The sequence below is a fragment of the Komagataeibacter xylinus genome (genome assembly GCF_031081985.1).
Taxonomy (GTDB): domain Bacteria; phylum Pseudomonadota; class Alphaproteobacteria; order Acetobacterales; family Acetobacteraceae; genus Komagataeibacter; species Komagataeibacter xylinus_E.
The window spans coordinates 199,076-223,255 of sequence record NZ_JARWSK010000004.1 but is presented as its reverse complement, the minus strand read 5'-3'; the positions used below and the strand labels follow the sequence as shown (position 1 = coordinate 223,255).

The window sequence follows — 24,180 nt, the reverse complement described above, 5'->3', positions numbered from 1 at the left end:
CTACGGGCAAACTGACCAAAAGTCAAGCCTTGCGCAGGATTCGCTAGCAGTCTGGCGAAACGACTCTGTTCCACCGGACTCGGAGCACCGCTCCGTCAGGCTGCTGATACCGCCTGAATCGGATGGTGACAATAGTGCAGCACCGAATCATGCCGGATAGCGGTCCCCCGCCATCCGGCATTTCTCTCGTGTGGTTACTCGGCCGCCTTGGGCGGCACGGCGGCACGGGCCTTGGCGAGGCGCTGCTTGTCCTCGCCCGCGGCAACCGCGCGGAGCTTGTTCATCACGCTGCCCGTCCCTGCCGGGATCAGGCGGCCGACGATGACGTTCTCCTTGAGGCCATTGAGTGTATCCTTCTTGCCCGCCGTAGCAGCCTCGGTGAGGACACGGGTGGTCTCCTGGAAGGAGGCCGCAGAGATGAAGGACTGCGTCTGCAGCGAGGCCTTGGTGATGCCCTGCAGCACCGGCATGGCGACGGCAGGATGTTCACCGAGGTTCAGGCGCTTGGCGTTCTCTTCCTCGTATTCGATACGGTCCACCGTCTCACCGATCAGGTAGGTCGTATCGCCCGGCTCAAGGATTTCCACCTTCTGCAGCATCTGGCGAACAATGACTTCGATGTGCTTGTCATTGATCTTCACGCCCTGCAGTCGGTAGACGTCCTGGATCTCGTTGACGAGATAGTCGGACAGCGCCTCGACACCCAGTACCTTCAGGATGTCATGCGGCACGCGCGGCCCGTCGACGAGCGGATCGCCCACCTGGACAAAGTCGCCTTCCTGAACGGATACGTGCTTGCCCTTGGGGATGAGGTAATCCGTCTCCTCGCCCGTCTCGTCGTTCTTGACGATGACGCGACGCTTGGACTTGTAGTCCTTGCCGAATTCCACGCGTCCCTCGGTTTCCGAGATGATGGCGTGATCCTTCGGGCGGCGGGCCTCGAACAGTTCCGCCACGCGCGGCAGACCACCGGTAATGTCACGCGTCTTGGAGCCTTCACGCGGGATACGCGCCAGCACGTCACCTGCGTTGACCTGTGCACCGTTCTCGACCGAGAGCAGCGAGTCAGGCGACAGGAAGTAGCGGGCGTCGTTACCGTTGGCCAGCTTCACCACGTCGCCGTTGGCGTCCTTGAGCTGCAGGCGCGGACGCAGGTCGATCCCCTTGGAAGCCTGCTTGTAGTCCACGACCACTTTCGAGGTCAGGCCGGTCACCTCATCCATCCGCTCCACCAGGGTGATGGAGTCGATCAGGTCGAGATATTCCACCTTACCAGGCTGCTCGGTGATGATGGGCAGGGTGTACGGGTCCCACTCGGCCATCTTCTGGCCACGGGCCACCGCAGCGCCATCCTCGACCAGCAGGCGCGCACCATAGGGCACGCGGTAGCGGGCGCGTTCGGTTCCGCGGTCATCCGTCAGCAGGATCTCGCAGTTACGCGACATGACGATGGGCACGTTCTGACTGTTATGCACCACGTTCTTGTTGCGGATCGTCACCTTGCCATCACGCGAGGCCTCGACCATCGACTGCTCGGCGCCACGCTGCGCCGCACCACCGATATGGAAGGTACGCATGGTCAGCTGCGTGCCCGGCTCACCGATGGACTGGGCGGCGATAACACCCACGGCCTCACCGATATTGACCGGCGTGCCGCGTGCAAGGTCACGGCCATAGCAGTGGCCACACACGCCCACGCGACTGTCACAGGTCAGCACGGAGCGGATCAGCAGGCTTTCGACACCCGCCTTCTCGATCTGCTCGGCCTCGGCTTCCTCGATCAGCGTATTGCGCGGGAACAGCACCTTGCCGGTTGCCGGGTCGAGCACGTCGGCTGCCAGCGTGCGGCCAAGCATCCGCTCGGACAGGGAGGCCACGACTTCGCCGCCATCCATGACCGCACGCACGGTCAGGCCGCGCTCGGTGCCGCAATCTTCCTCGACGATGATGCTGTCCTGCGCCACGTCAACGAGGCGGCGGGTCAGGTAGCCCGAGTTCGCGGTCTTGAGCGCGGTATCGGCCAGGCCCTTACGCGCCCCGTGGCTGGAGGTGAAGTAATCGAGAACCGACAGGCCTTCCTTGAAGTTGGCGATGATCGGCTGTTCGATGATCTCGCCCGACGGCTTGGCCATCAGGCCACGCATGCCGGCAAGCTGCTTCATCTGCGCTGGCGACCCACGGGCACCGGAGTGGCTCATCATCCACACCGAGTTGGTGGGCTTGCCGATCTCCTGCTTGGAGATCTCCTTCATCATCGCGGCCTGCACTTCATCGGTGCAGCGCGACCAGGCATCGACCACCTTGTTGTAGCGCTCGCCAGCGGTGATCAGACCATCCTGATACTGCTGCTCGAACTCCTTCACCTCGGCGGCGGTGCGGTCCACGAGTTCCTTCTTCTCGACGGGGACGATCATGTCGTCCTTGCCGAACGAGATGCCCGAACGCGCGGCGTGGCGGAAGCCAAGGCCCATCAGACGGTCACAGAAGATCACGCATTCCTTCTGGCCGCAGTGACGGTAAACCGCATCGATCACGTCCGACACGATCTTCTTGGTCAACTGGCGATTGATCAGCGAGAACGGCAGCGCCGGGTTGCGCGGCAGGATCTGGGCGACAAGCATGCGGCCCGGCGTGGTCACGACCGTCTCACGCACGGTCTTGCCCTCTGCATCGAAGCCCTCGATGCGCGCGCGGATCTTGTCGTGCAGCTTCACCGCACCCGTGCTCAGCGCGTATTCCACTTCACCCACGCTGGAGAAGGACGGCGCGCCGGTCACGGTCACCTGCCCCTTGTCATCGTAGCTGTTCTTGTCGGGCGTTGCGCGGAATTCGGGCGTCTCGAGGCTGAGGTAATACAGCCCGAGCACGATATCCTGCGACGGCACGATGATGGGCTTGCCGTTGGCGGGGCTGAGGATGTTGTTGGTCGACATCATCAGCACGCGGGCTTCAAGCTGCGCCTCCAGGCTCAGCGGCACGTGCACGGCCATCTGGTCGCCATCGAAGTCGGCGTTGAACGCGGTGCAGACCAGCGGGTGAAGCTGGATGGCCTTGCCTTCGATCAGCACCGGCTCAAACGCCTGGATGCCCAGACGGTGCAGCGTAGGCGCACGGTTGAGCATAACCGGATGCTCGCGGATCACCTCTTCAAGGATATCCCAGACTTCGGGACGTTCCTTTTCCACCATCCGCTTGGCGGCCTTGATGGTGGTGGCGTGACCGTATTTTTCCAGCTTGGAGTAGATGAACGGCTTGAACAGCTCGAGCGCCATCTTCTTGGGCAGGCCGCACTGGTGCAGCTTCAGCTCCGGGCCCACCACGATGACCGAACGGCCCGAATAGTCGACGCGCTTGCCAAGCAGGTTCTGGCGGAAGCGGCCCTGCTTGCCCTTGAGCATGTCGGACAGCGACTTGAGCGGACGCTTGTTGGCACCCGTGATGGCACGGCCACGACGACCGTTATCGAACAGCGCATCGACCGATTCCTGCAGCATGCGCTTTTCGTTACGCACGATGATGTCCGGCGCGCGCAGTTCGATCAGCCGCTTGAGGCGGTTGTTACGGTTGATGACGCGACGGTACAGGTCGTTCAGGTCGGACGTGGCAAAGCGGCCACCATCAAGCGGCACCAGCGGGCGCAGCTCGGGCGGAATGACCGGCACGAGGTCCAGGATCATCCATTCCGGGCGCGATTCACTGTCGGCAAAAGCCTCGACCAGCTTCAGGCGCTTGACCAGCTTCTTGCGCTTGGCCTCGGACGTGGTTTCCTTCAGCTCGAGGCGCAGCTCTTCCTTCTCGACCTTGCAGTCGATGCGCTCGAGGATCTTCTTGATCGCTTCCGCGCCAATGCCGACCTCTATGCCCTCGTCGCCATGCTCGTCCATGACATCGAGATACTGGTCTTCCGTCAGCAGGCTGTACTGCTTGAGCGGCGACGTGCCGGGCTCGAGCACCACATAGCTCTCGAAATACAGGATCTTTTCCAGATCCTTCAGCGTCATGTCGACCATCAGGCCGATACGGCTGGGCAGGGATTTCAGGAACCAGATATGCGCAACCGGGCTTGCCAGCTCGATATGGCCCATGCGCTCGCGGCGCACCTTGGCCAGCGTAACTTCAACGCCGCACTTTTCGCAGATGATGCCGCGGAACTTCATCCGCTTGTACTTGCCGCACAGACATTCGTAGTCCTTGATCGGACCAAAAATCCGCGCGCAGAACAGGCCATCACGCTCCGGCTTGAAGGTCCGGTAGTTGATGGTCTCGGGCTTCTTGATCTCGCCATAGGACCACGAACGGATCTGCTCGGCCGAAGCCAGCTGGATCTTGATCTGGTCAAAGGTCATGGCCTGGCCGCCCTGACCAAGGATCTTCATGAGTTCATTCATGCGCCGCAAACCCCCTGAGGGAATGAAGCGGAAGCAGGCGCCGCACCTGCCTCCACTCCTGAAAGAAAAATAGATGAACCGACGTGCAACATGCCGACCGGATCAGTTACCGCTCTGTTCCAGGTCAACATTCAGGCCAAGGGACTTCAGTTCCTTGATCAGCACGTTGAAGCTTTCCGGAATACCGGCCTCGAAATCATCCTGCTCACGCACGATGGCCTCATAGACCTTGGTACGACCGGACACGTCATCCGATTTGACCGTCAGCATTTCCTGCAGCGTGTAGGCGGCGCCATAGGCTTCGAGCGCCCACACTTCCATCTCACCAAAGCGCTGCCCACCGAACTGCGCCTTACCGCCCAGCGGCTGCTGGGTCACCAGCGAATACGGGCCGATGGAGCGTGCATGGATCTTGTCATCAACAAGATGATGCAGCTTGAGCATGTAGATGTAGCCAACCGTGGTCTTGCGCTCGAACGGCTCGCCCGTGCGCCCGTCGATCAACTGCGACTGGCCGGACTTGTCCACGCCCGCGCGGGTCAGCATCGCCTCGATGTCAGGGATGGACGCGCCATCGAACACCGGGGTCGCGATCGGCACGCCCTTGCGCAGGTTGCCGCACAGCTCGAGCAACTGGCTATCGGTCATGTCACCGATCTGCTCGTCATAAACCGCGTCGCCATAGACCGACTTCAGTTCATCAAGCAGTTCCTGCCGCTTCTCGCCCGTGCGCTGGTAGTCATTGGCCAACTGGCCGATCTGGCGGCCGATATTGGCGCAGGCCCAGCCCAGATGCGTCTCGAGGATCTGCCCCACGTTCATGCGCGAGGGCACGCCAAGCGGGTTGAGCACGATGTCAACCGACGTGCCATCCTCAAGGAACGGCATGTCTTCCACCGGTACGACGCGCGAGACGACACCCTTGTTGCCATGGCGGCCGGCCATCTTGTCACCCGGCTGCAGCTTGCGCTTCACCGCGACAAAGACCTTGACCATCTTCATCACGCCCGGCGGCAGTTCGTCACCGCGCTGCAGCTTCTCGACCTTGTTGTCGAAGCGGGCCTGGATCTTGGCCACCGCCGCGTCAAACTCACGGCGCAGGGTTTCAAGCTCCGCCATGACCTCATCGGACACGACGGTGATGTTGCGCCATGCACCACGCGGATGCTCGGACAGGACCTCGTCCGTGATCTCGGTACCAGAGCGGATGCCCTTGAAGCCCGCACCCGCGGTCTGGCCGATCAGGTGCTCGCGCAGACGGTTATAGAAGGAACGCTCCTGAATGGCGCGCTCGTCATCACGGTCCTTGGCGAGGCGTTCGATCTCGGCGCGCTCGATGGCCATCGCGCGCTCGTCCTTGTCCACGCCACGACGGGAGAAGACGCGCACGTCCACGATGGTGCCGGTCGTGCCGGGCGGCAGCTTGAGCGAAGTGTCACGAACATCAGACGCCTTTTCGCCAAAGATGGCGCGCAGCAGCTTTTCTTCCGGCGTCATCGGGCTTTCGCCCTTGGGCGTAACCTTGCCGATCAGGATATCGCCGGGGTTCACTTCCGCGCCGACATAGACAATGCCCGCCTCGTCGAGGTTGCGCAGCGCTTCCTCGCCGACATTGGGAATGTCGCGCGTGATTTCTTCCTGGCCCAGCTTGGTGTCGCGGGCCATGACCTCGAATTCCTCGATGTGGATCGAGGTAAACACGTCATCGCGCGCGATCCGCTCGGAAATCAGGATCGAATCTTCGAAGTTGTAACCGTTCCAGGGCATGAACGCGACCAGCACGTTGCGGCCCAGCGCCAGTTCACCCAGTTCGGTGGACGGACCATCGGCGATGATCTCGCCAGCCCGCACCTGATCCCCCACGCGCACCAGCGGGCGCTGGTTGATGCAGGTGGACTGGTTGGAGCGCATGTATTTGCGCAGGCGGTAGATATCCACGCCCTGCGTGGCACCACCCTCATCGGTGGCACGCACCACGATACGCGCACCGTCGATCTGGTCGACCACGCCATGGCGGCGGGCCACGATGGCGGCGCCCGAGTCATGCGCAACAGCCGCTTCCATGCCCGTGCCGACCAGCGGCGCATCCGAGCGCACCAGCGGCACGGCCTGACGCTGCATGTTCGAACCCATCAGGGCGCGGTTGGCGTCATCGTTCTCAAGGAACGGGATGAGCGCTGCGGCAACCGAGACAAGCTGCTTGGGCGATACGTCGCAGGCGGTGACTTCGGTCGGGGGCACCTGGCGGAAGTCGCCGCCACGGCGCACGGAAACCAGATCATCGGTCAGGTGGCCCTGCGCGTCCTGCTTCGCATCGGCCTGGGCGACGATCAGCTTCTCTTCTTCCATGGCGGAAAGATATTTCCAGCCATCCTGAAGCACGCCGTCCTCGACCATGCGGTACGGGGTCTCGATAAAGCCGTACTTGTTCACCTTGGCGTAGGTGGCCAGCGAGTTGATCAGGCCGATGTTCGGGCCTTCAGGCGTCTCGATCGGGCAGATGCGGCCATAATGCGTCGGGTGCACGTCACGGACTTCAAAGCCCGCGCGCTCACGGGTCAGGCCACCCGGGCCAAGCGCCGAGAGGCGGCGCTTGTGCGTCACTTCGGACAGCGGGTTGGTCTGGTCCATGAACTGGCTGAGCTGCGAGGAACCGAAGAACTCGCGCACGGCAGCGGCAGCAGGCTTGGCGTTGATCAGGTCATGCGGCATGACCGTGTCGATATCGACCGAACCCATGCGCTCGCGGATGGCGCGCTCCATGCGCAGCAGGCCAACGCGATACTGGTTTTCCATCAGTTCGCCCACGGAGCGGACACGACGGTTGCCAAGGTTGTCGATATCGTCGATCGCGCCGCGACCGTCCTTCAGCTCGCACATGATCTTGACGGTGCGCAGGATGTCTTCCTTGCGCAGCACGCGCACCGTGTCGGGCACGTCCACGCCAAGGCGCATGTTCATCTTCACGCGACCCACGGCGGACAGGTCGTAGCGGTCGGGATCGAAGAACAGGCCGGAGAACATCGCTTCCGCCGTCTCGGGCGTGGGCGGCTCGCCGGGGCGCATGACACGGTAGATATCGGTCAGCGCTTCCTCGCGCGAGGCGTTCTTGTCCACTGCCAGCGTGTTGCGGATCCACGGGCCATTGGCCGCGTCCACCGCCAGCGTGGTCAGCGTGGTCAGACCCTCGTTTTCCAGTTCCTCAAGCTTCTGCTCGGTCAGCTCGTCACCAGCCTCGGCATAGATCTCGCCGGTGTGCTCGTTGACGATGTCGCTTGCAATGAAGCGGCCAATCAGCCCCGCGGGGCCAACCAGCACTTCCTTGGTGGTCTCGGCGATCTTGCGGACCATGCGGGCGGTCAGCTTGGCGTCGGCCGGGGCCACTTCCTCGCCGGTCTGGGCATCGATCAGCGGCTCGAGCAGCTTCTGGCCACGGAAGGCATCGGCATCGAAACGACGCGCCCAGCCCTTCTCGGTCTTGGTGAACTCCACCTTGCCGTAGAAGTAGGACAGGATCTCGTCAGGGTCCATGCCCTGGATTTCCATCGACTCCACATCCCCGCCCTCGGCAGCCTTGGCGGCGCGGGCGGCCTCGGAGGCGGCGCCTTCGAGCGCGTAGAGCAGCGTCGTGACCGGCAGCTTGCGCTTGCGGTCGATGCGGACGTAGATCAGGTCCTTGCTGTCGAACTCGAAATCGAGCCACGAGCCACGATAGGGAATGACGCGGGCAGCAAACAGGAACTTGCCCGAGGAATGGGTCTTGCCCTTGTCATGATCAAAGAACACGCCGGGGCTGCGATGCATCTGGCTGACGATGACGCGCTCGGTGCCGTTGATGATGAACGTGCCGTTATCGGTCATGAGCGGCATGTCGCCCATATAGACCGGCTGCTCCTTGATATCGCGGATCGAGCGCGACCCGGTATCCTCATCCACGTCCCATACGATCAGGCGCAGGATCACCTTCAGCGGGGCGGCAAAGGTCAGCCCGCGCTGGATGCATTCCTCAACGTCGTATTTCGGCTCCTCGAGTTCGTAGCTTACGAACTCGAGACGCCCGCGCCCCGCAAAGTCATTGATCGGGAAGACGGAACGGAACACTTCCTGCAGGCCCGTCGGCGTCCGGCTGTCGGGCGCCACATTCATCTGAAGGAACGTTTCGTAGCTTGCCCGCTGCACGTCGATCAGATTGGGCATCGGAGCCACTTCGGGTATGTGCCCGAAGCTCTTGCGGATGCGTTTGCGTCCCGTGAACGATTTCGTAATCGCGTTCATCGCCTATCCAGCCCCCATCCACACAGGCCCGCACGGTCGTGACATGGTCATGTCACGCGGACTGCGCGGCCCTTGAAAATCCTTGGCAGATCGACCGGACCTGCGCCCGACCAACCTTTCACTACCGCCAAAGGCACCCGAAGCCTTGCGGCCAGGGTGCCTGTAACGCCCAAGGGGGCGGAAACCAGACGGTTTCCACCCTCACCTGAACAATCAGCCTGAGTGCGTCATAAACGACGCATCCCGATTGGCCAACTTATTTGATTTCGACCGAAGCGCCGTTGTCTTCAAGGGTCTTCTTGATCTTCTCGGCTTCATCCTTGCTGGCGCCTTCCTTGATGGTCTTGGGCGCGCCCTCGACCAGGTCCTTGGCTTCCTTCAGGCCCAGACCGGTGATCGCACGGATTTCCTTAATCACGTTGATCTTCTTGTCGCCAGCCTTGGTCAGGACAACGTCAAACTCGGTCTTCTCTTCTGCCGGAGCAGCGCCAGCGCCCGGAGCGGCAACGGCAACAGCGGCCGGAGCAGCGGCGGAAACGCCCCACTTCTCTTCGAGCAGCTTGGACAGCTCAGCCGCTTCCAGAACGGTCAGGGCGGACAGGTCTTCAACAATCTTGTTCAGATCGGCCATGGTATTGGTCTTCCTAATTTATACACTGGTTGGCACGACACAATCCCGTTTTTTAGGGAAAATGCCGTTTTGTTGATAGCCCGGCGGGCCGGGCCATGGGGTCTCAGGCGGCTTCGCCCGTCTTGGCATAGGCACCAAAAACCCGTGCAAGCTGTCCGGCCGGCGCCTGCAGCACGCCTGCGATCCGCGTAGCGGGGGTGGAGATGAGCCCCACCAGCTGCGCGCGCAGAACGTCAAGCGACGGCAGTTCGGCCAGAGCCTTGATGCTTTCGACGTTGAGCGTCTGAGCACCAAGCGATCCACCGAGCAGAACAAGCTTGTCATTGGTTTTGGCGAACTCGACGAGCACCTTCGCCACGGCTACCGGTTCATCCGCCCACGACAACGCGGTCGGCCCCTTAAGCAGCGGCTTGATGCCTTCGAACTGGGTCCCTGCCAGGGCGAGAGAGGCCAGCCGGTTCTTCGCGACCTTGTGTGTAGCTCCAGCCGCACGCACGCGACGCCGAAGGTCCGTCACATCAGCCACGCTCAGCCCGTCATTACGGGTGACAATGACCATGGACGTTTCAGCGAACACGGCTGCGAGGGAGGCAACAAACTCCCGCTTCTCCGTACGGTCCAAATCCCGTCTCCATCATCACCTGCCAGCCTGGGCCAGCAGGTAGGGTTTACCCTGGGGATGCGCCGACAAGCCGGTGCATCCCGGTTCGCCTGTCCTTTTAACGGAACAACCAGTGTGGGCTTTCGCCCCGATCCGGCAATCCCCGTCTTCCGGCTGCGGCCCTTTCGGGGCCATCAAGGCTTGCGCCACATCCGGTCATGGACAGGTTCGGAAACTGGCGGCAAAACCGCCAGCCCCTGTCCCCTCCCCCTTAGCGGGAAAGGGTCATTCTCTGGCTGATCAGCCCGCCGCGAAGGCGGCGACGTCAACCGTAACACCCGGCCCCATGGTGGAGGACAGGGCGATCTTCTTCACGTATGTGCCCTTGGCACCCGTGGGGCGGGCCTTCTGCACGGCATCCACGAACGCGCGGATGTTCTCGGCCAGCTTGGATTCGTCAAACGAAGCCTTGCCAACGCCAGCGTGCACGATACCGGCCTTTTCAGCGCGGTATTCAACCTGGCCGGACTTGGCGGCGGAAACCGCGCCCTTCACGTCCATGGTCACGGTGCCCAGCTTGGGGTTGGGCATCAGGCCACGCGGGCCGAGGATCTTGCCCAGACGGCCCACCAGCGCCATCATGTCCGGCGTGGCGATGCAGCGGTCGAACTCGATCTCGCCAGCCTGCACCTTCTCGGCCAGGTCTTCGGCGCCAACCACGTCGGCACCGGCGGCCTTCGCTTCCTCGGCCTTGGGGCCGCGGGCGAACACGCCAACGCGCAGGGTCTTGCCCGTGCCGTTGGGCAGGGACAGCAGGCCACGGACCATCTGGTCGGCATGACGCGGGTCGATGCCGAGGTTCATGGAGATCTCGACCGTCTCGTCGAACTTCGCCTTGGCGTTGTTCTTGACCAGCGTGATCGCCTCATCAAGGCCATACTGCTTGCTGGAATCGACTGCGGCGCGGGCTGCGGTCAGACGCTTGTTCTTTGCCATTGGTATCAGCCCTCCACCACGTCGAGGCCCATGGAGCGGGCAGAACCTGCCAGCATGCGCACGGCGCCGTCGATATCGTTGGCGTTCATGTCTTTCTGCTTCGTCTCGGCAATCTCGCGCAGCTGCGCAATGGTCACCTTACCAACGCTCGCGGCCTTGCCTACAGTCGAGCTGCCCTTGGAGACCTTGGCAGCCTTCATCAGGAAGTAGGTGTTCGGCGGGGTCTTGGTAATGAAGCTGAACGTACGGTCGGCATAGGCGGTAATCACGACCGGGATCGGCATGCCGGGCTCGAGGCCCTGCGTCTTGGCGTTGAACTCCTTGCAGAACTGCATGATGTTCAGGCCGCGCTGACCGAGTGCCGGACCAACCGGCGGTGACGGATTCGCCTTGCCGGCGGGGATTTGCAGCTTGATGTAGCCAACGATTTTTTTGGCCATATCCGGGGCTCCTGACTGTTTCACCCGGACCGCGGTTCTGGTGGCCACCCGCCTGCCCGCATGGGCAGGGCGGGCGACCTCCCGCGTTCCGATAAGAGGCGCGCACCTACCGCTGTTTTGGGGTGCCTGTCAAGTCTTTGTCATGGAATCCACTGCCGGACAGGTCAAAGGACTCGGGACCATTATCAACATTCACGCCATTGACGGCTTTTGGCATGCGCAGATGGTTGTACTGCATCACGTCAAACGGGCGGATCTGTTTGTTATTGGGCAGTTCGGCCGTGCTCCAGCCACCACCAAGCGAGCGGATGAGCTCCACCTGCGCCTGCATGTAGCGGGTCTCGACCTGCACCTCGGCAATGCGGGCCTGAAGGGCGGCCACCTGCGCCACCACCACGTCGAGGTAGTTGGTCAGGCCGCCGGTATAGAGCTGCATGGTCATGTTCTGCGTGCGCATGGAGGCCTGCACGGCCTCGGCCTGCTGACCGGCCTCGATATTGAGGTCATGCGTCATGCTCAGCCCGTCTTCCACGTCCTTGAAGGCATCGAGCACGGTGGCGCGGTACTGGTCCTCCGACTGGCGGTACTGCGACCAGTTGCGTTGCAGTTCCGCGCGCCGCAGGCCGCCCTGGAACAGCGGCAGCACCGCCTGGGCGGCATAATTGTACATGCCGTTGGCGATCTTATCGAGCGTGAAGCCGTTATCCATGAAACCGGCCATCGCGCTGAAGGTCACATGCGGGTAGAACGCCGCACGCGAGATGCCGATGGCCCGGTTGGCTGCCGCCATGTGCCGCTCGGCGCTGGCAATGTCGGGCCGCCGCTCCAGCAGGGTGGAGGGCAGGCCCGCCGGTATCTTCACCTTGGGGAAGCTGATCTGCGCACGCGGCGCGATATGGAAGCTGGACGGCGCCACGTTGCACAGGATGGCGATGGCATGCTCCATCACCGCGCGATGGGCCTGCAGGTCGGTATCTGCCGCCTGGGTCGAGGCAAGCTGGGTCTGCGCGCGGGCCACGTCGATGCCTGCCGCGATCGCGCCCGCCTGCCGCATCTTCGTGATCTGCACGGCGGTCTGGTAGTAGCGGATCGAGTCGAGATAGACGGCGTGCTGCGCGTCCATGCCGCGTAGCTGCATGTAGTCATTGGCCAGCTCGGACTGGATGCTCAGCCGGGCCACGGCGAAATCCGCCGCTGCCGCCTGCGCCAGGCGCTGCTGCACCCGCCTGCGGTTACGGATGGCCGACCAGAAATCCGGCTCCCACCGCGCCGTGGCGCTGTACTGCTCGGATGACATGTAGATCGGCCCCGTCGAACCCGCACCACGCCACAGCCTGTGGGAGGAGGCCTGGTTGTTCGAGGCCCCGGTGCTGCCCGCTATCTGCGGATAGAGGTTGGACTGCGCCTCGGCGGCGATGTCACGCGCCTGGGTGAAGGTTTCCGCATCCGCCTGCAGGTTGGGGTTCATGCGGCTGGCACGGTCCTCGAGGTCATCGAGGGTGGAGTCGTTGAAAACGGCCCACCAGTCCCCGCGCGGCGCGCCATCCTGCGGCGTGCCGTACTGCATCAGGCTGTCGCCCTTCCAGTTATCAGGCAGGAGATAATGCTGGTGGCGATATTTGGGCGCCAGGTCCACGCACCCGGCCAGGCTGCCCGCAAGGGCGGCGCATCCGGCCAGGGACAGCATGCGACGGGACAGGACCTGGCGTGACCGGCTATGCGGCGCCGCACTCATTGGCGCACTCCCGCGTCGCTTGCGCTGCTGTCTCCTGCTGGCATGGCGCGCACGTCATCTCCCTTGCCCACGGCTGGTGATGCCGACGCGCCAGCATCGTTATAGCCGGGCGTCGAGCCAACCAGATAGACCTTCTGGCCTTCGAGCAGCCCTGCCGAAGGGTTGTTCACAATCCGGTCCTGCGGGCCGATGCCTGCAAGAATCTGCACTTTGGTACCCAGGTTCGTCCCCACCGTTACGTTGCGCAGGCGGATGCGGTCGTCCTTGTCCACGATCGCCACCTGCATGCCCTGCGCGCGGAATACGAGCGCGCCTTCAGGCACTATCAGGATATCGGGGTCACCGGGTGCGACAAAGTGTACATTGGCGTAAGAATCAGGCCACAGTTCGCGCTTGTCGTTATCGACCACCAGTTCCGTGGTCACGGTGCGGGTGCCCGCGTTGAACGCCTTGGCGGTGGCAAGGAACTTGGCCTTGAACACCCGGCCCGGATATTGCGGCACCGACACGTCACCCTCGAGCTTGGGGCTGATGATGTCGGCATAATCCTGCGGCACGGACACGAACACGCGCATGCGGTGCACATCGGCCACGCTGAACAGTTCGGTGGCCGTGCCGCGTGAGGAGACATCGCCGCCGCCCGCGTTCACGTAGTCGCCTACGTCGGCCAGGCGGGTGGTGACCACGCCATCAAACGGGGCGACAAGCTGCTTGAAGCCGATCAGCGCCGCATAGCGCGAGACCTCGTGGCGGGCGGCCTCGACCTCGGCCTGCCGGGCCTCGGCATCGGCGGCCTGCACGTCCACCTCCTGCTGAGAGACGGCCTGCGTGCCCTGCAGCGCGCGCCAGCGCTTGGCCGTGATCTGGGCCAGGCGGTAGCGCGCCATCGCCACGTCAAAATTGGCTTTTGAAGCTGCGTACTGCGCATCAAGGCCCGGCGTGTCGATGGTGGCCAGGATCTCGCCTGCCTTCACCTTGGCGCCGATATCCTTGTACCACATCTGCACATAGCCCGAGACCTGCGCATAGATCGGCGCCTGGTACCATGCCGAGATGTTGCCCGGCAGGTCGAGCGTGCGGGTGGTGGGGCCTTTTTCAGCCGTGATGACCTGCACACGCGGGATGGCGGCATCCTGCGCCGCATCCCTGAGGTTGGAGACATGGATGCGCCGCTCGAGAATGCCCCCGGCAACAATGGCAGCCACCACAACCCCGCCAAGGGTCACGTACAGCCGCCCACGCCTGGACATGCGCGGCGTCTGGTTTTCCCCTGAGGCGGTCATGCGTGCTCTCCTTCGCCTGCGGCGGCTTTCTTGGACTTTCTGGAATGGATCAGCGCAAACACGCACGGCACGAACAACAGCGTGGCGCAGGTGGCCACCAGCAGCCCCCCCATCACCGCACGCCCGAGCGGCGCATTCTGTGAATTGCTCAGCGACATGGGCAGCATGCCGATGATCATGGCCGAAGCCGTCATCAGCACCGGGCGGATACGCTCATAGCCCGCCTCGATCGCAGCCTTGACCGCATCGCCATGCAAATCCATCCGCTCACGCGCGAATGACACGACAAGGATGGAGTTGGCCGTGGCCGTGCCCATGCACATGATCGCCCCCGTCAGCGCCGGAACCGACAGCGCTGTGTGCGTGAGGAACAGCGCCCAGGCAATGCCACCAAGCGCGCCCGGCAGGGCCGTGATGATGATGAACGGGTCAAGCCATGACTGGAAGTTGACGACAATGATCAGGTACACTAGCAGGATCGACATCGCGAGGCCGCCGATCAACTGGGTATAGGCCCCGTTCATGGTCGAGGCCTGGCCGTAGATGGTCAGGCTCGAGCCCTGCGGCAGTTCCTTGCGGGTCTCGTCCACCACGCGCTCGACCTCACGCGAGACCGCGCCAAGGTCCAGCCCCTCGTTCGAGGCATAGATGTTGAACACGGGCATGATGTTGTAGTGCGACACCTCGCCCGGCGTGCCGGTCTGCACGATCTCGCTCAGGCCGCCAAGGATCTGGGGCGCCTTGTCGGACGGGTTGCCATCGCCCTTGTCGATGGGAATGGTCTCGAGATCGTTCATGGTTTGCAGGAACTGCAGCGGCGTCTGGATATCGACCAGATGCGACACCCCGGTCTTGGGGTCGAGCCAGTAGGTCGGCGCCACCTGCCCGCTGCCCGACAGCACGGCGAGCGCGTTATTGGCCACGTCAGCTTCCGTAAGTCCGGTGCCCAGCGCGTAGGTGCGGCGCGCATTGACGCGCAGCGTGGGCGTGTTGAGCGGCTCCTGCACCGACACGTCGGCAATGCCGGTGACATGGCGCAGCTTCTCGGCCAGCTTCTCGGCAAAATCGAAATTGTTATACAGGTTGCGCCCCGATACCTGCACGTCGAGCGGCGCGGGCAGCCCGAAATTCAGGATCTTGGCGGTCAGGTCGGCAGGCATGAAGGTGATGTCGGTGCCAGGGAATTTCTCGGCCAGCCCCTTGCGCAGGATGCCGCGGAACTTCGCCACCGGCGCTTCCTCGTCCTTCAGCGTCACGGTCAGGTCGCAGTCCTGCGCGCCGACGGTGGGCGTGGGGATGAAGGCCTGGTTGAGCGGGCTGAACGGCAGGCCGCAGTTATTGACAATACCCTCGACCTGGCCGGGCAGCAGGCGTTCGATCTCGCCATTGACCAGCATGGCGATCTTGCCCGCTTCCGCGATCTTGGTGCCCATGGGCGCGCGCATGTGAATGGCCAGCGCGTTGGAATTGATCTCGGGGAAGAAGTCCTGCCCGGCAAACAGCAGCAGGCCCAGCGAGGCGAACGCCCCGATGCCAAAGATCGGCACGAAACGCCCGCGGATGAGCAGCAGGTGCTCGAGCAGTGCCTTGTAGCGGTTGCGGAAGGTGACGAAACGCCGCTCGAACCCCTGCTGGAAGCGGCCGAAGATGTTGGTCGGCTCATGGTGGCCGCCCTCCGCCTTGGCCTTGGCGTGGGCTGCGACCTGCGCTGCGAGCATGTATTTGGCCATGGTCGGCACCAGCGTGCGCGACAGGATGAACGAGGCGATCATGGCGAAGATGATGGCTTCGGCCATGGGCATGAACAGCCAGCCCGCAACACCCGTGAGCTGGAACAGCGGCATCCACACGATACAGATGCACAATGTCGAGACGAAGGTGGGAATGACGATCTGGTTGGCGGCGTCAATGATGGCCGTTTCCAGATCCTTCTCCATTTCCAGATGCGCGTCGATGTTCTCGATCATCACCGTCGCATCATCGACCAGAATACCCACCGCGAGCGCAAGGCCGCCAAGCGTCATGACGTTGATGGTCTGGCCCGCAGCCCCCAGCCCCACCACCGAGCACAGCATGGCCAGCGGAATGGAGGTGGCGATGATCACGGTCGATCGCCACGAGCCGAGGAACAGGAGCACGACAAGGCTGGTCAGCAATGCTGCGGTGCCCATTTCCTGCACCACGTCGCGCACCGCCTCCTTCACGAAGGTCGAGGCATCGCCCAGCACGGTAATGTCAACGCCCGGCGGCAGCGTGCGCACGATGGAGGGCAGCAGCGCCTTGATCCCGCTCACCACCGACAGCGTCGAGGCGTCGCCGCTCTTCATGATCACGATCAGCACCGCCTGGTGCCCCTTGACCAGCACCATGTTGGTCTGGGGCGGGCCGCCCGCGTGCACCCACGCCACATCGCGCAGGTAGACGACGGAGTTCCCCTCCTGCTTGATGGGCATGTTGTTGAAGCTGTCGATCTCCTCAGGCGAGGCGTTGGTCTGCACCATCCAGTCAAACGCGCCGATCTGCTGGTCGCCTGCTGGCAGCACGATGTTCTGCTTGCTCAGCGCATTGCCGATATCGGTGGCCGAAAGCCCGTGCGCGAGCAGCTTGTTCTGGTCGAGATCGACCATGATGTTGCCCGGCTGGCCACCATAGGGGTTGGGGATGGCAGCACCTGCCACCGAGACCAGCGCAGGCCGGATCAGGTTGGAGGACATGTCGTAGATCTGCGACGCGGTCATGGAATCCGATGAGACCTGCAACGTCAGCACCGGTACGGACGAGGCATTGTAGGTCAGCACCAGCGGCGGCGTCATGCCCGCGGGCATCTGCTTGATGACGGTCTGGGAGACGGCGGTGATCTGCGTCTGCGCCACGGCGGTATTGGTGCCGGGCTGGAAGAACACCTTGACGATGCCACGCCCGTAATAGGACTGGCTCTCGATATGTTCGATATTATTGACCGTGGAGGTCAGGGCGCGCTCGTAATAATAGACCACGCGGCCGGACATGTCCTCGGGCATGAGGCCGGTATAGGTCCAGCAGATCGCGACCACGGGAATGTTGATGCTGGGGAAGACATCGGTTGGCGTGCGGAGCAGGCCACGGACACCGAACACGACGATGAGAATGGACAGGACAACAAAAGTATAGGGCCGCTTGAGCGCGGTAACGACAATACCGTTCATGCGCGGCCTGTTGCCCCCTGCCCTGTCGGCAGGCCCGGCCCCACGGAGCGCGCGCGCGGCGCTCCGGGCCGGGACAGGTGGTGTTCTTGCATCTCTCGTCTCCCCGTCTGTCCATTCGGTGTTAATGGGGGTGCGTCAGGTGGCAAATGAAATTTCAATTTAGTTTCCGGCCTGCACCACACAAAAAGGCGGAAAAATTATGTTCATGGTGACACCCGGCAGCCGCTCGTGCACGCGCGTGGGCGTGATGTCGAGCCGCGCATGGTGCAGCGCCACGATGGCCGAGACCAGGCTCAGCCCCAGACCGGATCCGGGAATGTGGCGGCTCTTGTCCGAGCGGTAGAAGCGCCCCGTCACCGCCTTGCGCTCGGCTGCCGGAATGCCGATGCCCGTATCGCTCACCTGCAGCAGGGCGCACTCCCCATCCATGGCGGTATGAATTTCAACCCGGCCGCCGCCGGGGGTGAATTTGATGGCGTTGTCCACCAGGTTGGCCAGCACCTCGATCAGGAGGTCACGGTCGCCCTGCACCGTGATCGGCACCTCACGGGCGGCACAGGCGAGGATGATACCCTTGGTTTCAGCTATGGGTTCATACAGATCGACGATATCGGCCACCAGCGCATCGAGGTCCACCGTGCCGAATCCGGCCCGCCTGCGCCCGTTCTCGATCTCGCCTATGCGCAGCAGCGCGGTAATGATGGCAAAGGACTGGTCAAGGTCATCAATGGTGCGGGAAATGACATTGCGCAGCGCCTCTGCCGAATGATCGGCATTGAGCGCGCGGTCAAGGCGGGCGCGCACGCGGGCGAGCGGCGTGCGCAGGTCGTGGGCGATGTCGTTGCCCACGTCGCGTATTTCATCAAGCAGTTGCTCAAGGCGGTCGAGCATGCGGTTGACGCTGCCCGCAAGGCGCTGAAGGTCGTCATTCTGCCGTCCTGCGGGCAGGCGCTCGTGCAGGTCGCCCTCCATGATGCGGTCGATCGCCTCATGCATGACCTTGACGCGCGAGAGCGCGCGGTGGCTGAGGATGATGCCGGTAATGAGCGCGAACAGCACGGTCGGCACGATCGAGACCAGCATGGAATGCCGCATCATCAGCCGCAGTTCGGTGCGCATCTGCCGGCTGCGCCCCAGTACAAGGTAGCGCCCGCCGGGCACGCCCACGGCCACCATGCGCAGCACGGTGGCCGAACTGCCCCCCGTGGCCTCGGGGGCCACGACATGCACGCGCCCGTCGGCCACAAGCCCCGTGGGCCAGCTATGCAGGTCGCCCACGATATAATGCTGCCCGGCATCGAACAGGGTGGTGGCGTTCATGATGATGCGCAGGTCATCGGTGGCGCGGTCGCGCACCTGCTGCTCGAGCGCTGCAGGCGTTTCACGCTGCAGGATGCCCGCCTCGCGCAGCAGGAGCAGGTCAGAGCGTTTGGCCTCGAACACGCTGGCCTGGCTGTAGCCAAAAAAGAACTGCAACGCCGCCGAGCCGATCATCGCCGCCACGACCGCCAGCGTGAGGCGGAAGGTGGCGGTGCGGAACAGCTCGTTACGAAACACGCAGCATGAACCCCGCGCCGCGGATGCTCTGGATCAAAGGCGGGCGGCCCGTCTCGTCAATCTTGCGGCGCAGCTTGCCGATATGCACGTCCACGAGGTTGGTCTGGGGAATGAAGCGGTAATTCCACACATCCTCGAGCAGCATGTTGCGCGTAAGCACCTGGTTGGGGCGGCGCATGAGGTATTCGAGCAGCCGGAACTCACGCGGCAGCAGGTCGATCGGCTCGCCATCACGCCGCACGGTGCGGGTGATCAGGTCCATCTCCAGCGGGCCCGCGCGCAGCATGGTGTGGCGCGAGGTATCGGGGCGGCGCAGCAGGGCCTCGAGGCGGGCGGCGAGTTCTTCCATGGCGAACGGCTTGGTCAGGTAGTCATCCCCCCCCGCCTTGAGCCCGCTCACCCGGTCATCCACCGCCGAAAGGGCGGAAAGCACCAGCACAGGCACATGCACCTGCCGCTCGCGCAGGGTCTCGATCAGCGTCAGGCCATCGAGTTCGGGCAGCATGCGGTCAACGATCATCACATCGAAATGCGCGTTCAGCCCCATCGACAGCCCCGCCGCGCCCGAAAACTCGTGCTGCACGACATAATGCCGACTTTCCAGTTCCTCGATCACTTCCTGCGCGATCTTGCCGTCATCCTCCACCAGCAGCACGCGCGGCGTGGCCTCGGGCCGGGGCACGGTGGGCATGGGGTCGGGCGGCAGGTTTTCAGACGGAACATTCATCACCTGCCCCTTATGCCGCGTGCAGCAAAATACGGCCAATTAAAATCAATTTCAGCGAGGCGGAACACCCTCATACCCCCACTGCGCCGTCATATCGCCCTGTGCATCAGGGTCAGGGGCATCAGGGCCGGGGGGCGTGGCGGATGAATCGGGGGTGGCCGCATCCTGCGTATCAACATCAAGCTCGCGCAGCCTGCGGCTGACCAGCCCGGTGCGGCGGCGGGCCTCGTCGATGGAGGAGGACATGGCGGACGCATTGCGGGCCAGTTTTTCCAGCACGCCATCCATGCGCAGCATTTCCTGCCGCGTGGCGCCAAGCAGGCGGGCGATATCATCGGTGCGGCGCTCAAGGGCAAGCGTGACATAGCCAAGGTGGATGGTGCGCAGCATGGCGGGCATCAGCCCCGGCCCCATCACGATCACGCGGTAGGTGCGCCCGATTTCATCAAGCAGGCCGGGAATGCGCGCCACCTCGGCATACAGCCCGTCAGTGGGCAGGTACAGCACCGCGAATTCCACCGTAACGGGTGGCACGATGTATTTGGTGGCGATCTTGCGGGCCTCGATGCGCAGCGTGGTTTCAAGCGCACGGCGTGCGGCGCGCTCGGCATCGGGGTTGCAGTCCTCCACGGCCTGAAGCAGGCGTTCATAGGCTTCGGTGGGAAATTTGGAATCAATGGCCAGCACCGGCGGCACGGTGGCGCGCACCGGCATGCGCACGGCAAACTCCACCACCTCGCGGCTGTCATCGCGCAGGCGGCGGTTGGTGTCGTAGCTGCCCGCGGGCAGCACGTCGTCAAGGATGGTGCGCAACTGCGCCTCGCCCCAGCCACCACGGGTCTTGACGTTGGAGAACAGCCGCTTGAGGTCGCCCACCTGCGCGGTCATGGCCGAGACCTCGCCCATCGCCTTCTGCATCGCGCCGATCTGCTCGAGCACGCGCTGGAAGGAGGTCTGCATCTGCTTTTCCACCGCCTCATGCAGGCGTTCGTTGACGGCGGCGCGCAGCGCGTCGCTGTTGCGCCTGCCCTCTTCCGCCATCTCGCGCAGGGATTCCGACTGGGTCACCCGCATCTCGGACAGGTCGCGGCCCATCATGCGGGCAATGCGGTTGAAGGTCTCGGTCAGTTCCTGGTGGCGCTGGTCGAGGCGGTTGGTGAGCGCGCGCTCGATCTCGGCCATGCGGGCGCGCTGGGCTTCATTCTCGGCCATGCGGGCGGCAGTCTCGCGCTCCATCATCACGCATAGCCGCCCGAGCTGATCCGCATCCTGCCCGGTTCCCATGAAAGACAGCCTGCGCAGCACGATAAACGACATCAGGCACGATATGACGGCGCATAGCAGGCTGATCCAGATAACGGGTGACGCGGACAGATCAGCCATGATGCACGGACTTCCCATAATAAGAACAAACCATGACCGTGCCCTGTCATGTGGCTGATGTAAAGTCATCATGTTTTTTTGGAATATCTGGCAACCGATGATATGCACCAACCGAAACGATCGACATCTCACCTGATTTTCAGGTTCGCGCCGCGCCAAAACCCACTAGCGTACCCCCGGCATGCCACCATCCCGCCCGTTTGCGGCACATAAAACCGACCCGACCCCAAGGACCCGCGTCATCATGCTCAAGCCAACGCCGACCTGCCCGCAGGGCCAGCCCGCGCGCGGCAGATCCCTGTTCACCAGCCTGTACGCGCAGGTGATCATTGCGGTAGTGGCGGGCATTGCGCTGGGGCATTTCTGCCCGCATGCGGCGGTCACCCTCAAACCGCTGGGCGATGGCTTCATCCGCCTGGTCAAGATGGTGATCCCGCCGGTGATCTTCCTCACTGTGGTGACGGGGGTTGCCGGCCTGTCCGACCTTGGGCAGGCAGGCAGGCTTGCGGGCAAGGCGATGGTCTATTTCCTCACCTTCTCATCACTTGCGCTGGTTGTGGGCATGATCGTGGCCAACGTGGTGCAGCCGGGCGCGCATATCCATGCAAACCCCGCAACGCTCGATGCGCACGCGGTGGCGGCCTATACGGCAAGGGCGCAGGCGCATTCGTTCAGTGATTTCCTGCTCAACATCATCCCCGATACGGTGGTCAGCGCCTTTGTGTCGGGCGACATATTGCAGGTGCTGCTCGTTGCCATCCTGTTCAGTGTCAGCCTCTCGCGCATGGGCAGCAGGGGCCAGGCCATCCTGACCCTGCTCAAGCAGTTGACGCAGCTCGTGTTTGGCGTGGTGCGGCTGGTCATGTACGCAGCCCCCATCGGGGCGCTGGGCGCCATGGCCTTCACCATCGGGCGCTTTGGCATCGGCGCGGTGCTGCACCTTTTCTTCCTGGTGGCCACGTTCTATGTCACCTCCGCCCTGTTCGTGCTGGTCATTCTGGGCGCCGTGGCGCGGTGGAACGGGTTTCGCATCCTGCCGCTGCTGCGCTACCTGCGCGAGGAACTGCTGATCGTGCTGGGCACGAGTTCATCTGAATCCGCCCTGCCCACCCTCATCACCCGGCTGGAAAACGCAGGCTGCGCCCCCTCCGTGGTCGGGCTTGTGGTGCCGATGGGCTATTCCTTCAACCTTGACGGCACCAACATCTACATGTCGCTCTCGGCCCTGTTCATTGCCCAGGCCACCGACGTGCATCTGGGGCTGGGCCAGCAGCTCACCCTGCTGCTTGTAGCCATGATCAGCTCCAAGGGGGCGGCAGGCGTTACGGGTGCCGGGTTCGTCACCCTTGCGGCCACGCTGGCGGTCGTGCCGGACGTGCCGGTGGCGGGCATGGGGCTGATCCTGGGCATTGACCGCTTCATGTCCGAATGCCGGTCGCTGACCAACATCATCGGCAACGCGGTGGCCACCATCGTGCTGGCCCGGTGGGAGGGCGCGCTCGACACGCAGCGCCTTGCCGCCGCCCTGTCGGGCCGGATCAGCGACATGCAGGCCGATACACCCGTCCTTGCCACCGACGGGCAGCCCCGCCCCACCATTCACTAACGCCCTGCCTTTCCTTTCGGCCCTCCATTTGCGTCCATAGGTTTCACACCATGCCTGTTTTCAAGCCCCAGATCGGCGCACTCACCACCGCGCAGAGAATACGAAGCATTATTGCGGGTTCATCGGGTAATCTGATCGAATATTACGATTGGTACGTCTATGCGGCATTTTCCATGTATTTTGCCCATTCGTTCTTCCCGCCCGGCAACCCGACGAGCGAACTGCTGCGCAGTGCTGCGGTGTTTGCCATCGGCTTCCTCATGCGCCCGGTGGGCGGGTGGCTGATGGGGCTCATGGCCGACCGGCATGGCAGGCGGGCGGCACTCAGCGTGTCGATCATCGCCATGTGCGCGGGTTCGCTCGCCATTGCCCTGTGCCCAACCTATGAGCAGATCGGGCTGGCGGCGCCCTCCGTCCTGCTGCTCGCCCGGCTATTGCAGGGGCTGAGCCTTGGCGGGGAATATGGCGCGAGTGCGACCTACCTTTCCGAAATCGCGCCGCCTGCCCAGCGCGGGTTTTATGCCAGCTTCCAGTATGTGACACTGGTGATGGGGCAGTTGCTGGCCCTTGTGGTGCTGCTTGCGCTGCAATTCGTACTGCTCAGCCCGGCCCAGCTTGGCGCGTGGGGCTGGCGGGTGCCGTTTGGCATTGGCGCGCTGCTTGCGCTGTCCATCCTGTGGTTTCGCCGCGGCATGGCCGAGAGCGAGCAGTTCAGCGCCGCGACAAAAGACAGGAACACGCATGGCGGCCTGCGCGTGCTGCTCCAGCACCCGCGGGAAGTGCTTGGCGTGTGCGGCCTGACGCTGGGCGGCACGGTGGCGTTCTATACCTTCACCATCTACATGCAGAAATATCTGGTCAACACGGCGGGGCTGGCCAAGGAGCAGTCCACGCTGGTCTCGACCGCATCGCTGTTCGTGTTCGCGCTGATCCAGCCCGCCTTTGGCGCGCTTTCCGACCGGGTGGGCCGCAGGCGGCTGCTGCTTTCCTTTGGCGTGATCGGCTGCCTGGGCACCGTGCCGCTCATGGAGGCCATTTCCAGCGTGCACTCACCGCTGGCGGCCTTTGGCCTGGTTACGGCGGCGCTGATCGGCATTTCGGGCTATACGTCAATCAACGCGGTGGTGAAGGCCGAACTCTTTCCCACCCGCGTGCGCGCGCTGGGCGTGGCACTGCCCTATGCGCTGACCGTATCGGTGTTTGGCGGCACGGCGGAATATGTGGCGCTGTGGTTCAAGCAGATCGGGCATGAGGGGCTGTTCTACTGGTACGTAACCGGCTGCATCGCCTGCTCGCTGCTGACCGTGCTGTTCGTGCTGCCCGGCCATGATCGAATCACGCCGGAAGCCTGAAATCAAAGATAAAAGTTTCTG

Annotated in this window: 14 protein-coding genes; 2 read left to right on the top strand and 12 right to left on the bottom strand. The window is 63.4% G+C overall.

Features of this window, described 5'->3' with window-relative positions:
* Positions 1–194 precede the first annotated feature (194 nt).
* The 12 genes from rpoC to QEG70_RS09110 form a co-directional block, all read right to left on the bottom strand.
* Positions 195–4,388, bottom strand: coding sequence for a DNA-directed RNA polymerase subunit beta' (gene rpoC, locus QEG70_RS09165; RefSeq protein WP_308720401.1), 4,194 nt, complete (start codon positions 4,386–4,388; stop codon positions 195–197).
* A gap of 102 nt (positions 4,389–4,490) precedes the next feature.
* Positions 4,491–8,663: a DNA-directed RNA polymerase subunit beta gene (rpoB, locus tag QEG70_RS09160; RefSeq protein WP_308720400.1), complete on the bottom strand. Its 4,173-nt coding sequence runs from the start codon at positions 8,661–8,663 to the stop codon at positions 4,491–4,493.
* 256 nt (positions 8,664–8,919) lie between these two features.
* Positions 8,920–9,294 carry a 50S ribosomal protein L7/L12 gene (gene rplL / locus QEG70_RS09155; protein ID WP_078524563.1) on the bottom strand — a complete coding sequence of 125 codons (375 nt, stop codon included), beginning with the start codon at positions 9,292–9,294 and terminating at the stop codon, positions 8,920–8,922.
* Between the two features lie 103 nt (positions 9,295–9,397).
* Positions 9,398–9,916, bottom strand: a complete 519-nt coding sequence (gene rplJ, locus QEG70_RS09150; RefSeq protein ID WP_078524564.1) for a 50S ribosomal protein L10 — start codon at positions 9,914–9,916, stop codon at positions 9,398–9,400.
* 279 nt (positions 9,917–10,195) lie between these two features.
* Positions 10,196–10,891: a 50S ribosomal protein L1 gene (gene rplA / locus QEG70_RS09145; protein ID WP_308720399.1), complete on the bottom strand. Its 696-nt coding sequence runs from the start codon at positions 10,889–10,891 to the stop codon at positions 10,196–10,198.
* A gap of 5 nt (positions 10,892–10,896) precedes the next feature.
* Entirely contained in the window at positions 10,897–11,331 is a 435-nt protein-coding gene (rplK, locus tag QEG70_RS09140) for a 50S ribosomal protein L11 (RefSeq protein ID WP_039732885.1), read from the bottom strand.
* 106 nt (positions 11,332–11,437) lie between these two features.
* A complete protein-coding gene (locus tag QEG70_RS09135; protein ID WP_374762579.1) occupies positions 11,438–13,066 on the bottom strand; it encodes an efflux transporter outer membrane subunit in 1,629 nt (542 codons plus the stop codon).
* Positions 13,063–14,349, bottom strand: a complete 1,287-nt coding sequence (locus tag QEG70_RS09130; protein ID WP_308720398.1) for an efflux RND transporter periplasmic adaptor subunit — start codon at positions 14,347–14,349, stop codon at positions 13,063–13,065. The genes QEG70_RS09135 and QEG70_RS09130 overlap by 4 nt, the downstream gene beginning before the upstream one ends.
* Positions 14,346–17,534, bottom strand: coding sequence for an efflux RND transporter permease subunit (locus QEG70_RS09125; protein WP_308720397.1), 3,189 nt, complete (start codon positions 17,532–17,534; stop codon positions 14,346–14,348). The genes QEG70_RS09130 and QEG70_RS09125 overlap by 4 nt, the downstream gene beginning before the upstream one ends.
* A 159-nt stretch (positions 17,535–17,693) precedes the next feature.
* On the bottom strand, positions 17,694–19,091 hold the full coding sequence (locus QEG70_RS09120; RefSeq protein ID WP_308720396.1) for a sensor histidine kinase: 1,398 nt from the start codon (positions 19,089–19,091) through the stop codon (positions 17,694–17,696).
* Positions 19,081–19,818 carry a response regulator transcription factor gene (locus QEG70_RS09115; RefSeq protein ID WP_374762578.1) on the bottom strand — a complete coding sequence of 246 codons (738 nt, stop codon included), beginning with the start codon at positions 19,816–19,818 and terminating at the stop codon, positions 19,081–19,083. The genes QEG70_RS09120 and QEG70_RS09115 overlap by 11 nt, the downstream gene beginning before the upstream one ends.
* A gap of 51 nt (positions 19,819–19,869) precedes the next feature.
* A complete protein-coding gene (locus tag QEG70_RS09110; RefSeq protein WP_308720395.1) occupies positions 19,870–21,201 on the bottom strand; it encodes a DNA recombination protein RmuC in 1,332 nt (443 codons plus the stop codon).
* Positions 21,202–21,445: 244 nt separating this feature from the next.
* On the opposite strand from QEG70_RS09110, the gene dctA reads away from it, so the two are divergent.
* Positions 21,446–22,807: a C4-dicarboxylate transporter DctA gene (gene dctA / locus QEG70_RS09105; protein WP_308720394.1), complete on the top strand. Its 1,362-nt coding sequence runs from the start codon at positions 21,446–21,448 to the stop codon at positions 22,805–22,807.
* A 50-nt stretch (positions 22,808–22,857) separates the two neighbouring features.
* Positions 22,858–24,159 carry an MFS transporter gene (locus QEG70_RS09100; protein WP_308720393.1) on the top strand — a complete coding sequence of 434 codons (1,302 nt, stop codon included), beginning with the start codon at positions 22,858–22,860 and terminating at the stop codon, positions 24,157–24,159.
* The last annotated feature ends 21 nt before the right edge of the window (positions 24,160–24,180 follow it).